The organism is Nitrosospira sp. Nsp14 (assembly GCF_900113575.1).
Taxonomy (GTDB): domain Bacteria; phylum Pseudomonadota; class Gammaproteobacteria; order Burkholderiales; family Nitrosomonadaceae; genus Nitrosospira.
In genome coordinates this window covers 1-13,937 of the sequence record NZ_FOPV01000034.1, presented here as the reverse complement: position 1 = coordinate 13,937, position 13,937 = coordinate 1, and the positions used below count along the sequence as shown (strand labels likewise).

Genomic DNA, 13,937 nt, shown 5'->3' with positions numbered 1-13,937 from the left:
CCGGCTCAAGGATAAACGCAAAGCCGGGCATGTAAAGGTCAAGGCTTAGTAAAATTAAATGTCCGGGTGGGTCAGTTTTATTCCGGCCAAATAACCAAAAAGTGGGTCAGTTTTAAACCGGCGTTGACAAGTAACTCCGCTACGCTAGTTTTTAGTACTCTATATTGGAGTAACGAACAATATGAGATTCAACTTACGATTTCCTAGCTTTCGCTGAGTTTCTGTTTCAGTTTGTAACTATTCTTAAGGATGGATTTTATTTCTTGGTGATTGAAGCCTAATACTTGAAGTAAATTCAGTTGAAAAATCGCTTCCATTTTTACATACAGCAACAATAAATTCCTGCCGTGAACCATTTTTTCTTTCAAAGACTCATCGAAGTGGGTCAGATAATTCCTGACATCCACGATATTCGTTATTAACTTGCAACGTTGTCGACTTGTTCCAATATCCGCTTTGAAGGGCTCAATAATGCTTTTGAGTCTCCGTGTCAAAGATATTTCATTACCGTGCTGCAATCTTCCTTCGAGCCACGCCTGATGTTCTTTTGGGCACTGATCGACGATAATTGCAACTAGCTCTTTGAATTGAGATTCATCCATTAATTTTTCATCAGATGTTCTTCTGTGAAATGTTTCTAAACCTTGTGCTAATGCCAAGAATTTTCTATCTAGGTATTGTTGGGCTCCAGTCTTGGTTGAAAAATACAAGTTGAGCGCAGAATCAATTTGGTCATAAGCTTTTATCCAGTTATTAATTATTCTTTCGACATCATTTCGAATTTGATCGAACCTAAATAGCATCTGCCTCGGATTAATCTTGGGCTCATCCTTAGAGTAGGGGAGGCTTCGGTAATAAATTCCTATTTGAGCTGGCGCTGTTTCAGTATCATTAATATTGAAACGGAGATTATCTGAAGTTGCTGTCAGACTATTCAAGCATACGGTTTCATCAACGGCGAAACACAGAAAGGTTGTAAGATTGTGGGCGACAGCAATGAAGTCGTCTAATTTTCTTTCCACAGTTGAGATTAGTTTGAAATAAGTCTTTTGAGTTATTTTTGCCTCCCACGCATTCTGCGAGCTTGGAAGGTACCATTTGAACGTTATCAACAACCTCATATCATTGTTGAGGTTGAGTAAAATCTCTTCAGGGGGTTGGTAGGATATTGCTGCACTAGGACGCTCGTGCTGGTAATCAACCTTGATTCCGCTTAATCCGACCCATTCGTCAATTCCCTCTACCGAAAAAGCGAGAGTGTTAAAAACGGGATCGGCGGCTTCATTATATCCAACACCTATAAAAATGGTACTTGCAGACACTGATGCTCTTGATACACCGCCCCCGAAAGGTGAGACTGTAGCTCTATAAGAGCAATCCTCAAGAGTCATATATCCGACGTGTTCAATCTGCCCAACGATTCTTTTCAAATTATAGTTTTCGAGTGCTTCTATTTCATTTTCCTCGAACACTCCCGTCAATTCCAGGCCAATATTTCCGCCATCCGAAATCGAAAGCGTTCCCGTTATCTTCCTATCGGGAGCAGACGGAAGCCAAAAATGGCCCAGTCGTTTAATTTCTTCTTTAATTCTCAATGCGGAATCCCTATTTGCTCGAATCTAATATTTGAGTTCAGCAGTGGGCAAAAATACAACTTTTTTCTGTCGGATGAATGATGGTTCGCGGACACCCCGTTAGGGGATAAGTGAGATCGGGTAAACCGAACGATAGGGAGTTATCTTAGACAATTGTCTAAGATGAGGCCCAGAAGGAATTAAGAAAGGAGCCGCAATGTAATGTAAGTCATTGTAAATATTGGGGTGGCTGATGGGGATCGAACCCACGACAACCGGAATCACAATCCGGGACTCTACCACTGAGCTACAGCCACCGTTTGAAGAGAGAAACTACAACATTAAATGCAGGCGGCCATTCAGCAAAAACGTCATGGCGTGCCCGACAGGAATCGAACCTGTAACCCCCAGCTTAGAAGGCTGGTGCTCTATCCGGTTGAGCTACGGGCACCACTCAAATCGGATATCGCTCCCCGGACTAGCATGAATGGTCGGGGTGGAGAGATTTGAACTCCCGACATCCTGGTCCCAAACCAGGCGCGCTACCAGGCTACGCTACACCCCGGAAGGCGGATAATACCTTTCCGGTCATGAAAGGTCAATTTGCCCTGCTTCGACTGCATGTAACAGCGCGTCACGACATTGGCTTTGCCGGACTGGAATTAAGGGGGAACCGAAGCAGCAAAACTCCTCTCAGGGATTTTGCAACTTATTCCGCTCAATAACCGCGTAGGCCGAATGATTATGGATGGATTCAAAGTTTTCCGACTCCACCACGTAGGCATCTATCCGTACGTCGCGATTCAACGCTGCGGCAACATCACGCACGACGTCCTCCACAAACTTTGGATTATCGTAGGCCTTTTCAGTAACGTACTTCTCGTCTGTACGCTTGAGTAGCCCATAGACTTCGCACGATGCCTGATCCTCGGCCAACTTTATCAAATCTTCGATCCATATAGAACTATTGGGACACACAGATATGGACATATGAGAGCGCTGATTGTGCGCGCCATATGCCGACACCTGCTTGGAACACGGGCACAAGCTCGTTACTGGGACTACCACTTTCAAGGTGAAGTAGTAGGCTCCTTCATGAATCTTGCCGGTGAAAGTTACCTGATAATCCATCAGGCTGCTTATGCCGGTAATAGGCGCAGCTTTGCTCATGAAATAAGGGAAGGTCATTTCTACCCCACCGGATTCTGTTTCCAGCTTCCGTACCACCGCATTTACGACGCTCTCGAATGATTTCACGGAGATGATGCGAGTACTGCTATTTAATATCTCTACAAAACGTGACATATGCACGCCCTTGAGTCGATGGGATAAGCTAGCATGCATGTCGAATGTGGCAATGACATGCTGCGCCCGCCGTCCCTTGTCGATAATTTTGACAGGATGGCGAATCGATTTAATGCCTGCCTTATTAATGGCGATGCGGCGACTATCGAGGGCGCCTTGTACGTCCGCAACCGGAATATTAACGTCGTTCATGCAGTGATCTGGAAATGCGGCTTGGCAAGCATTCAACACCATGCCGCAAACGTTGAGTTAACCTTCGATGAATCGGGCTTTCACCGAGTTAACGATAGATGTTTTATCCAACCCGCAATCAGCCAGCATTTGGGAGGGGTCACCCTGATCGATAAATGTATCCGGCAGGCCCAATTGCAGCACCGGAATTTTGACACCCGCACTTGCGAGTGATTCGATTACTGCGCTGCCGGCCCCGCCCAAGATGGTATTCTCCTCAACCGTTACCAATACTTCGTGGCGCAGCGCGAGAGAAGCGATCAGGTCATTGTCGAGCGGTTTAACAAAACGCATGTTGACGACAGTAGCATTTAATTCATCGGCCGCTTCAAGGCAAGGCTTGAGCATACTGCCGAACGCCAGCAGAGCGATTTTTTCTCCCTCGCGCCGAATCTCGCCACGGCCGATGGGAAGCATTCGCATTTGCTTTTGCGGGGTCACGCCCGTTCCCACTCCCCGGGGGTAACGTACCGCAGTGGGTGTGTCCATGTGAAAGGCCGTGTAGAGCATTTGTCGGCATTCATCCTCATCCGCAGGCGCCATCACTGTCATATTCGGAATACAACGCAGATAGGTCAAATCAAAACTGCCGGCATGAGTAGGCCCGTCTGCCCCAACTAATCCCGCCCGGTCGATGGCAAACACCACGGGAAGGTTCTGGATAGCCACGTCGTGTATCAGCTGGTCGTACGCCCTTTGCAAAAACGTTGAATAAATGGCCACTACCGGCTTCATTCCGTCGCATGCCAGACCCGCTGCGAACGTTACCGCATGCTGCTCGGCGATTCCCACGTCAAAATAGCGGTCCGGATATTCCTGCGAGAACCTTACTAAACCCGACCCCTCACGCATTGCCGGAGTAATCCCAACCAGACGCTGATCCAGCGCCGCCATGTCACACAGCCAGTCGCCGAAAATCTGGGTGTAGGGAGGTTTGGTTGAAGCTTTGGGAATGATGCCCGCTTCTGGATTAAATTTGGTTACGCCGTGATAAAGAATGGGGTCCTCTTCCGCCGCCTGGTAACCCGCGCCTTTGCGGGTTACGATGTGAAGGAACTGTGGACCATCCAGATGCTTGATGTTGTTAAGCGTGCTTACAAGGACATCCAGATCATGCCCATCGATAGGACCGATATAGTTGAAACCGAACTCTTCAAACAACGTGCTGGGCGTTACCATGCCTTTGACATGCTCTTCGGCGCGCTTGGCGAGTTCGAGCACAGGTGGAACCACACCCAGCATCTTTTCACCAGCACGACGGGCGGTGGCATAAAACTGCCCTGACATGAGCTTTGCGAGATAATTGTTGAGCGCCCCTACAGGGGGTGAAATAGACATGTCGTTGTCGTTCAGAATCACCAGCAGATTAGTGTTCATGGCACCGGCATTATTCAGAGCTTCGAATGCCATGCCGGCGCTCATGGCGCCGTCGCCGATTACCGCAACCACGCACCGGTTCTTACCCTCGCGCTGGGACGCAACCGCCATTCCCAAGGCAGCACTGATCGACGTGCTGGAGTGAGCTGTACCAAAGGCATCGTATTCACTTTCATCCCTTCGTGGGAAACCAGCAATACCGCCATGCATACGCAACCTGCTCATGCCCTCGCGGCGGCCGGTGAGGATCTTGTGGGCATAAGTCTGATGGCCGACATCCCATACCAAGCGATCGTATGGCGTGTTGAATACATAATGCAGGGCTATGGTCAACTCAACCGTGCCAAGATTGGACGACAAGTGTCCCCCAGTTTTGGCTACGGACTCAACCAGGAATTGCCGTAGCTCATCAGCCAGCTGCGGCAATACCTTGCGTTCCAGCAAACGCAACTTGGAAGGGTCGGTGACGTTATCTAGCAATGGGTACATTTAAACCTTGGAGAATGGAAATATTCTTTACCTTGGAAATGCCAGCTTAAAATTCGCGCTGGATAATGAAGTCGGTAACCTGCCGCAACCGGTCTGCCTTTTCGCCAAAACCTTCCAATGCCTGATACGCATCGCGTCGCAACCCTTCTGCCAGATCACGTGCCTGACCGCGCCCGAGGATACTCACATATGTTGGTTTATTATTTTCGGCGTCCTTGCCCGCAGTTTTACCTAAAGTCGCGGTGCTCGCTTCTGCATCGAGCACATCATCAACTACCTGAAATGCCAGCCCGATACGTTTGGCGAAGTGGTCAAGGTTCATTAACTCACTCTCTTTCAAGCCGCTCCCGCAATACGCACCCAGCATGACCGCAGCCCGAATAAGCGCTCCAGTCTTATGAATATGCATAAACTCTAGCTCCGGCAGACTCAACGTTGCCCCAACGCTGGCGAGGTCGACGGCTTGACCGCCAGCCATGCCGCGCGAGCCTGCCGCTTGTGCCAGCCGTTTTATCATTTCCAGTTGAATTTGCGGGACATCGGCCACGGTATGCTCAGCCAGCAATTGAAAAGCCAGGCTCTGTAAACTGTCTCCCGCAAGCAATGCGATGGCTTCGCCGTATTCGATATGGCACGTCGGCTTACCGCGCCGCAGCACGTCGTTATCCATACACGGGAGATCGTCGTGAACTAACGAATAGGCATGAATCAGTTCTACGGCAGCCCCGGCGATCGTTACTCGCTCTTCAGACGCGTCGCTCAGCTCTCCTGCAGCAAAAGCGAGTAAGGGACGTACCCGCTTCCCGCCACCTAACACAGTGTAGCGCATGGCGTCGTGCAAACGCTCAGGGGGGATATTCGACGGGGGGAGCAGGAGCTGTAGGGAAGCTTCGATGCGGTCCTGACGGCTTCTCGCCCAATCCTGGAAATCAGCGATCATCAATACCGGACGGGGAGAAGTTTTTCAATGTATCAGCCTCAAGTAGTCGCACCTGTTGTTGCGCATCCTGAAGCTTGGATTGACAATATTGTAGCAGTTCCATGCCTCGCTTATGTGCCAGAAGGGAATCTTCCAGCGGCAATTGCCCTGCTTCCATTTCGCCCACGATGCTTTCAAGTTCGGCCAGGGCAGTTTCGAAGCTCGCCGGAGGCAAAAATTTGACGGGGTTGGAGGGGTTTGTCATGATAAGCATGGTGTTACGAATGATACGAATTGCCAGGAAACTGCAAAAATAACGCAATTAGCTGGCATTGGTCAATTAAATCCATGAAACTTTCCCCAGACTGTGCCCTCTTAGTCCGAATTATAGGCTTTCTAGAATAGAGAGCGCGCTGTTTCTGTTAAGCTTATTCCACTTCTTGAGGCTTTTCGTAAGCCAACTGTCTTTTTCGCTCCTCGAAAGGTGTAACGTAACCGACATGTCCCAATTAGTTGATGTTTCCCAGCTCACACCGACGCAACTCCCCGTTGCCTGGTATCTCGATCCCGATATTCTTGATTTAGAAAAACGCCTCTTGTTTGACGCTGGTCCCGGCTATGTCGGCCATGAGATTATGGTTCCGAACATCGGCGATTACTATGTGCCTGAATGGATGAGCAATGCCAAGATGCTGGTCCGCAACCATGCTGGTATCGAACTATTGTCTAATGTTTGCCGCCATCGGCAATCTTTGCTGCTGAAGGGACGCGGCAATACGAGAAATATTGTTTGCCCGATACATCGCTGGACTTATGATTTAACCGGGAAATTGCTGGGAGCTCCCCACTTTGCCGAAAATCCCTGCCTTAATCTCGGCAGCGCGCGATTACAGAACTGGAACGGGCTCCTATTCGGAGGCAGGCGGAATGTCGCGCGCGATCTGGGGCAGTTAGGCGTTCTCAAGGATTTTGATTTTTCGGGGCATGTACTTGAACGAGTGCAGGTCGAAAAATATGCTTGCAATTGGAAAACGTTTATTGAAGTGTATCTGGAAGATTATCACGTCGAACCATACCACCCGGGTTTGGGCAACTTCGTAAATACCAATGAACTGCGATGGGAATTTGGCGAGTGGTACAACGTCCAGACCGTCGGAGTTAGCCATGGTCTCGCGCGTCCTGGCACATCGGTCTACGCCAAGTGGCAAGAGCAACTCTTGCGCCAAACTTCGGGAGCCGTGCCGCAGCAGGGCGCGATATGGATGCTTTATTATCCCAACGTAATGCTGGAATGGTATCCTCATGTGCTGGTTATCAGCACGCTCCATCCCACGGGACCAGAGCAGTGCGTTAATGTGGTGGAATTTTATTACCCTGAAGAGATCGCTTTGTTTGAACGGGAATTCATCGAGGCGGAACAGGCCGCCTACCATGAAACAGCAGTTGAAGATGACGAAATCTGCACGCTAATGAGCGAGGGACGCCGCGCTCTGTATGAGCAGGGGGTGAACGAAACGGGTCCATATCAGTCGCCGATGGAAGATGGCATGATACACTTTCATAAATTTCTGCGACGTGAACTTGAACCCCATCTCCTATAATGGTAATGACCGACAGAACCGACGCATATACCCTCGTTGAGATTGATCCATGATTACCATTCAAGAAGCCGACAATCTGATTAGCGTCGCTGTTTTTGGTGAATTCACCTTAGCGGATTTCAAGGAATTCGAAGAGCAGGTGCTCTACAAATCCCGAGGCGATAAGAAGGTGGATGTGCTTTTTGACTGGCGCGACATGCTGGACTATACGGTGGACGTCGCGTGGGAGGATATCAAATTCATCCGCGAGCACGGCAACGATTTCAGGCGCATCGCGATTATCACCGATAATCAGTGGCGAGCCTGGGCAGCATGGGTTTTCAATCTGTTCGTTGCCGCTGACATCAGAGTCTTCAGCAATTATGTGGATGCGAACGCATGGCTAGAAGGTTAAGGAATCTCTGAGCAAGTATCTGATACTGGCGCTCGTTTGTCTGCCCTTGTAACCTCTCCCTGGAATATTGCAATCTCCTGTCCTCACCGGTGCTCAAGCGAGGGTGGCATGGAATTTTTCCGTGCTCGAACCAATGCGCAATAAACGAAGAAACGTCAATGGTGATTCTTCGAATGGGCAAGTGGGAACACCGAATTGATGAGATCCCACCAAGCTGGAATTCAATCCCGATGATTCGGGTGTACGAACCATCAATAGGGAAATGCGTGACAGGTTCGTAACTGTTGCAAAAAAGCTACACATTTTTGGTTCGTTCTCCAAAATTTCTTTATATTGATCGATAACTCGTACAGAATGGAACCTGTCGCTCATGCAACCCCATAAGGAAGAGTTCCAAGGTTATTTTTTTTGTCATTTCCCATTCGGGAAAAAACATTATCTTCCGCTACTTATAGGTTACATGGGCATGCGCATAATGTTGTGTTGCAAGCATGTGACCTAACGTAATATTTAGCTCGACAATTAGTTAAATTATTACTTGTTTAATGTTTCCCTAGTCCGGCTTTCTCGATCCAAGTATTTTGAGCCAAGCAGTAATGATTGCGACCAGAGTTAATGTTGGTTTGACGGAATCCTTTACATTATAAAAAGATGACTAGTACCATTAATTTGGAGGGGAAGACCTTGAGTTCAACAATAGCGAAGTTGAACGCTCCGCTACCGCAAGCGTTTAACCCTCGATTATCAAGCGAATCAGATCTATCGATAACGCCAACGCCGACCTATAACACTCAAGTTCAGAGATTGGCTGACTTTGAAACCTTGACCGCTGCGTTGGAATATGCAGCTTCCGGAATCGCCGGTTATAACTTTTACGACGCCAAGGGGAATCTGCGGTCGGTCCTTTCGTATGACGCTTTACGTCAAAATGCACGTATTTCTGCGCAGCGCCTTACCGGACTTGGGCTGGCACGCGGCGAGCGCGTCGCCATTATTGCCGATACCAGCCCCGAATTTGTCGAATTATTTTTTGCCTGCCGTTATGCGGGACTGATTCCTTATGCGATGCCGGTGCCGGTCAACCTTGGCAGTCATGCCGTATATGTTCAACAACTTCGCGGGATGCTGGAGGCTGGCCAGGCAAGCGCCGCCATAGCGAATGCGGATTATGTTGGCTTTCTGCGAGAGGCTGCCGAAGGATCGCAATTATTGCGCTGGTTCGGTACTCCAGAACAGCTCGGTGATTTTTCGGTTTCCGATATGGCGTTGCAGTCAAATGACCCCGACGAAATAGCGTATTTGCAATTCACGTCCGGAAGCACGCGTCTTCCGCGGGGAGTAGTTATTACAGAGCGCGCCCTGATGAGCAATCTCCAAGGGATTGTCCGTCATGGGTTGGAGATACGTTCTGGTGACCGGTGCGCGTCGTGGCTACCCTTTTACCACGATATGGGACTGGTCGGCATGGTGATGGCGCCAATGGTCGCTCAAGTCTCCGTTGACTATCTGGCCACCCGGGATTTCGCAATTAGGCCGCTCCAATGGTTGCGGTTGATTAGCCGAAATCGTGCGACCGTCGCGTTCAGTCAGCCGTTTGGTCTCAAGCTTTGCACCCTGCGCGTTCGCGATTCGGATTTGGAAGATCTTGATCTGAGCAGCTGGCGTGCGGCAGGGGTCGGCGCGGAGATGATTCGTCCTGATACCTTGCGAAACTTTGCGGAAAAATTTGCCCCTGCCGGCTTCGACGCACGCGCTTTTCTTCCGTGCTATGGGTTGGCGGAGTCGACGCTCGCGGTAACTTTTTCTCAGATTGGTGAGGGCTTTGACAGTCTGCGCGTTGATGCTGGGACGCTGGTTGACAAGAAAATGGCGGTTCGACTACAGGCAGAGGGAAGAAAATTTAGCGAGTTTGTGAACTGTGGACGCCCGTTGCCTGGTCACACGGTAAAGGTTGTTGATGATGCCGGGCTGGAGTTGCCCGATCTGAGGGTAGGAAGCGTACTGGTGCAAGGCAGTAGTATCATGACCGGGTACTATAATAACCCTGAAGATACCGAAAAGACGTTGAAACCCGGTAATTGGTTGGACACGGGCGATCTTGGTTTTGTTTTTGAGAGCGATCTATACGTTACCGGACGCCGGACGGATGTTATTATTGTTAATGGACGCAATATTCGCGCACAGGACATCGAGGAACTTGCTGAACAGCAGCCCGAAGTTAGAACCCGGGAAGCTTCCGCCTTTGGTATAACCGATGCCAATGATATTACAACGATTGTTTTGGTCATAGAGTGTCGTCTAACATCTGTAACAGATAGACAATCGCTTACTGGACGACTGCAGCGGCTGGTTTATATGGCGTTTGGGGTGAATTGCCTGGTTGAACTAGTGCCTCCCCATACGTTACCTCGGACTTCATCCGGAAAACTATCCCGTTTTGCGGCACGTCAGGGTTTCATCCAGCGCACCAGTTTGGCAGACCCGCTATCAGCTGAGTCTGGGGACAAATAACGGGACGATGTCTGGATCATGGGTGGCACTAACGGGTGCCACCGGCTTTATTGGTCGAGCGCTGTTACAGTCCCTGATCGAGCAAGGATGGAAAATCAGGGCCCTGACCAGATATCCTCGGGCGGATAATGAATCCACGCAATGGATAGAAGGTGATCTAGATAATCCCGATGCGCTGGGAAGGTTGGTCAAGGATGTGTCTGCTGTCATACATTGCGCTGGCCAGGTTAGGGGAAATTCCCTGGAGGACTTTGTCCATACCAATGTTGAAGGCACACGTAATCTGTTGCACGCCGTGGCCCAGCAAACCTCCCCGCCTCGCTTTCTACTTATCTCTTCCCTAGCTGCCAGGCATCCAGAGCTCTCCTGGTATGCGACAAGCAAACGCATGGCTGAGCTATTGGTTCTCCATCAATCGCCGGAAATGCCACGCACGATTTTTCGTCCCACTGCCGTGTATGGTCCGGGTGATAGAGAAATGAAGCCTTTATTCAAGGCGACCCGCCGGGGGGTGTTGCCAATGGTCGGAAAGCCATCGATGCGTTTTGGCTTATTACACGTCAGCGACCTGGTTGCGGCCGCGCTGTGCTGGATTTCTACCCCGATTCCTGTGCAAGGCCTGTACGAACTTGACGACGGAATGCCAGGAGGCTATGACAGCGAATCCGTTGCCGCCATTGCCCAAGAGGTTTGGGGTCGTCCCGTACGCTGTATCTTCCTGCCTGAGTCGCTTGTCGCACTGGTGGCAACCATAAATTTATGGTCGGCACGTTTGCTGCATTACTCGCCCATGCTAACACCTGGAAAAGTGAGAGAGCTTCAACATCCCGACTGGGTATGCGATATTACTCCACTAACCCGGGCACTGCCTGAGTGGCAACCTTGCGTTCGACTGCGCGACGCCTTGCCTCGGTCAATATAGTTTTAGAACTCCACCACTTGAGATTCAGTCATGGCAAGCAACTACGACGACATCCTGCAGAAGCTGAACGAGCATTTGAAGCAATTTTGTCCACCTGAGATAGAAATAACACCCGACACTGATCTCATTAATCAGCTTGCCATCGATTCGGTCAAGCTCCTGAATCTGGTAATGGAAATCGAAGATGAGTTCGATATTTCCGTACCCCTGAATGCTCTTGCGGATGTTCAAACTGTTCACGAACTCGCAAACTTGATTCACCAGATAAAGTCCGCACAATAATGAGTCTGCTAGACAAGCTTGATGCTATTGCTGCCGCAAGAAAGGCTCTCCTGCCAGAAGGGGTCGAGGTCTTTGGAACGCCTATAGAAGAGGTTTATTCATCGACTGCAGCAAAAATTGGTGATCGCCGCGTATTATTTCTGGGCACGAACAATTATCTCGGACTCACCTTTGCCCCACAATGCTTGGAAGCAGCTCATAAGGCAATTGATAGCGAAGGTACCGGTACTACCGGTTCTCGCATGGCGAATGGTAGCTATTCCGGACACCGAGCGCTCGAGCGCGAGTTTGCGGAGTTTTATCGTTGCCACTCATGCATCGTCTTTACGACCGGTTACCAGGCTAATCTGGCTACGATCTCTGGTCTGGCCGGAACGGGAGATGTCATCCTGATCGATGGCGACTCACACGCGAGTATTTATGATGGATGCCGGTTGAGTGGCGCTGAGATTATCAGGTTTCGGCATAATGATGCCCAGGATTTGGAGAAACGCCTTCGCCGCCTGGGTGATCGTTCGCGCTCGGCCCTCATTATAGTCGAGGGCATTTACAGTATGCTGGGCGACCGAACGCCGCTGGCCGAGATTGTGAGGATCAAAACCACTTATCACAGTACGCTCCTTTTGGATGAGGCGCACTCTCTTGGAGTTCTGGGCCAAACTGGTCAGGGCCTTGTGGAAGAAACCGGCCTCCTTGACCAAGTTGACTTCATCACTGGTACCTTCAGTAAAAGTCTCGGCAATATTGGAGGATATTGCGTCAGCAACCATCCTCAACTTGATCAATTGCGCTATGTCAGCCGTCCTTATATATTTACTGCCTCACCCACGCCAGCAACTATCGCCTCGACCCGAGCAGCGCTCAAGTTGTTGCGTGAAGGTGTGGAGTTGCGGCGACAGCTCTGGAGTAACGCGCGCACCCTTTATGCCCGGCTGAAAGAGCTCGGCTATCAGCTCGGCCCCGAACCCAGCCCGATCATCGCAACCATACTGGATACGCCCCAAGAAGCCATAGCGCTATGGAGGGGCCTGCTCGAACACGGTATTTACGTCAATCTGATGTTACCGCCTGCCGCGCCCGAAGGAAAATCACTCGTGCGTTGCAGCGTAAGCGCCGCTCATAGTAGTGAGCAGATCGATTTTATAGGTGAAACTTTTGCGGTGTTGCGTAAAACTATTTTTCAACATTAATCGTCCGCGCCTACTCCGCAGCTGACCCATCGACGGGCCAATACGGAACAGACGAACCCGGATTTTTACTCTACTACAACTCTTTGCGCCGGGTTGCCGCTAACTAACCTATCACCAGTGTTCTGCAATTCTCACTGTTACGCTAAGATGCCTTCGCGCTCGGCCGCCGGCGCGACCACAGAAAGGCGCCGATGCCTGCCACCCCCACTAATAAGGCTATCTCCGTCGCACCAATACCGCCCCCATGGCTGCCATGACCGCCCCCGCCTCCGACGTGTATCGGGATACGTACTGCTGTGGTCATCTTGCCGTCTTTCTCGGTCTCCAGCAACAGTGCATATTGGCCGAGATCCTCAAGATTCGCCCCAAAGGTGATACTTCCGGAGGGATACGCCTTGGCGGGCAGAGACACAATCTCGTGCCCACCTTCCCCATGTCCTTCCATTACCAGACGCACGGCAATGGGGATCTCGCGCGAGTCCGGATCCGTCAGGTCAACGGTGAGATGCAATTCGCCGGGTTCCGGAACATGATCACAAAATGCATGAGTGGGGGGTAGCTGTCCTTTGGGCTTTTCATAGGCACTAAAGGCTACAGGAAAGGCCCCCGTCTTAATGGCACAGTCTCCCGAATGATGACCTTCGTGAGCCAGCATTAGTTGCGCATGGGTGGGCAGTGCTGTCATTGCTATCAGCGTAGCGCATGCCAGTCTCGCAACCCACTCAACTGTTTTCTCCATGATGCCTCCGGTTTCTAATCCGCTAATTAATCGTATGCCCAGCATTGGCGGGAACAATCGCGGATTGTATAACAAACCATTGGAGAATAGAAACAGAGTATGCCCGAGCTCACCTTGCGATAAAGCGTTGACGAAAACGCCGTGGGCATTAAAATTCGCGCCTGGCGCGCAGGCATACAAGTTGCGACGGAAGAATTAGGTATAAACCGGCGTCATTGCGTGTTCTTACTACGCAATTTGGCCAGATATTCCGTGCTTTTATTGCCTGTTTTGGCGCTTCCAAATCGCATTGAACTGAACTGGACGCGCCATGGACATGTAAATTGTAAAGCTGTATAGTTGCCGGGCCTACGCTCTTTAGGGCATCTCTAAAAATTCGAAATTCGCGCATACCTCGTTGCCG

Annotated in this window: 12 protein-coding genes and 3 tRNA genes; 6 read left to right on the top strand and 9 right to left on the bottom strand. The window is 50.3% G+C overall.

The features are described 5' to 3' along the window. Window positions 1-203: 203 nt before the first annotated feature. From BM022_RS14740 to BM022_RS14705, 8 genes are all read right to left on the bottom strand, one after another. Window positions 204-1,595 carry an ApeA N-terminal domain 1-containing protein gene (locus BM022_RS14740; RefSeq protein ID WP_091140505.1) on the bottom strand — a complete coding sequence of 464 codons (1,392 nt, stop codon included), beginning with the start codon at window positions 1,593-1,595 and terminating at the stop codon, window positions 204-206. A 221-nt stretch (window positions 1,596-1,816) separates the two neighbouring features. Continuing rightward, window positions 1,817-1,891, bottom strand: a tRNA-His gene (locus BM022_RS14735). 57 nt (window positions 1,892-1,948) lie between these two features. After that, window positions 1,949-2,025 (bottom strand) — tRNA-Arg (locus BM022_RS14730). Between the two features lie 37 nt (window positions 2,026-2,062). Next, window positions 2,063-2,139, bottom strand: a tRNA-Pro gene (locus BM022_RS14725). A 128-nt stretch (window positions 2,140-2,267) separates the two neighbouring features. Beyond that, the gene (gene folE2, locus BM022_RS14720; RefSeq protein WP_091140510.1) at window positions 2,268-3,071 is read right to left on the bottom strand and encodes a GTP cyclohydrolase FolE2; all 804 of its coding nucleotides are present in this window, start codon (window positions 3,069-3,071) and stop codon (window positions 2,268-2,270) included. A 57-nt stretch (window positions 3,072-3,128) separates the two neighbouring features. Continuing rightward, complete coding sequence (gene dxs / locus BM022_RS14715; RefSeq protein ID WP_091140504.1) at window positions 3,129-4,976, bottom strand: 1-deoxy-D-xylulose-5-phosphate synthase; 1,848 nt, start codon at window positions 4,974-4,976, stop codon at window positions 3,129-3,131. Between the two features lie 46 nt (window positions 4,977-5,022). Next, window positions 5,023-5,916, bottom strand: a complete 894-nt coding sequence (locus BM022_RS14710) for a polyprenyl synthetase family protein (protein WP_091140502.1) — start codon at window positions 5,914-5,916, stop codon at window positions 5,023-5,025. After that, the gene (locus tag BM022_RS14705) at window positions 5,906-6,160 is read right to left on the bottom strand and encodes an exodeoxyribonuclease VII small subunit (RefSeq protein WP_091140508.1); all 255 of its coding nucleotides are present in this window, start codon (window positions 6,158-6,160) and stop codon (window positions 5,906-5,908) included. The genes BM022_RS14710 and BM022_RS14705 overlap by 11 nt, the downstream gene beginning before the upstream one ends. Window positions 6,161-6,395: 235 nt before the next feature. On the opposite strand from BM022_RS14705, the gene BM022_RS14700 reads away from it, so the two are divergent. From BM022_RS14700 to BM022_RS14675, 6 genes are all read left to right on the top strand, one after another. Beyond that, a complete protein-coding gene (locus tag BM022_RS14700; protein ID WP_091140500.1) occupies window positions 6,396-7,496 on the top strand; it encodes an aromatic ring-hydroxylating oxygenase subunit alpha in 1,101 nt (366 codons plus the stop codon). 49 nt (window positions 7,497-7,545) lie between these two features. Next, window positions 7,546-7,890, top strand: coding sequence for a SpoIIAA family protein (locus BM022_RS14695; RefSeq protein ID WP_091140499.1), 345 nt, complete (start codon window positions 7,546-7,548; stop codon window positions 7,888-7,890). Between the two features lie 651 nt (window positions 7,891-8,541). After that, complete coding sequence (locus tag BM022_RS14690; protein WP_256209216.1) at window positions 8,542-10,401, top strand: fatty acyl-AMP ligase; 1,860 nt, start codon at window positions 8,542-8,544, stop codon at window positions 10,399-10,401. Between the two features lie 22 nt (window positions 10,402-10,423). Continuing rightward, window positions 10,424-11,323 carry an NAD-dependent epimerase/dehydratase family protein gene (locus tag BM022_RS14685; RefSeq protein ID WP_256209215.1) on the top strand — a complete coding sequence of 300 codons (900 nt, stop codon included), beginning with the start codon at window positions 10,424-10,426 and terminating at the stop codon, window positions 11,321-11,323. A 30-nt stretch (window positions 11,324-11,353) separates the two neighbouring features. Then, window positions 11,354-11,605, top strand: coding sequence for an acyl carrier protein (locus BM022_RS14680; protein ID WP_091140495.1), 252 nt, complete (start codon window positions 11,354-11,356; stop codon window positions 11,603-11,605). After that, window positions 11,605-12,795 carry a serine palmitoyltransferase gene (locus BM022_RS14675; RefSeq protein ID WP_091140494.1) on the top strand — a complete coding sequence of 397 codons (1,191 nt, stop codon included), beginning with the start codon at window positions 11,605-11,607 and terminating at the stop codon, window positions 12,793-12,795. The genes BM022_RS14680 and BM022_RS14675 overlap by 1 nt, the downstream gene beginning before the upstream one ends. Window positions 12,796-12,937: 142 nt before the next feature. Here the strand turns inward: BM022_RS14675 and BM022_RS14670 are convergent, their stop codons facing one another. Next, entirely contained in the window at window positions 12,938-13,534 is a 597-nt protein-coding gene (locus tag BM022_RS14670; RefSeq protein WP_091140492.1) for a hypothetical protein, read from the bottom strand. Between the last annotated feature and the right edge of the window lie 403 nt (window positions 13,535-13,937).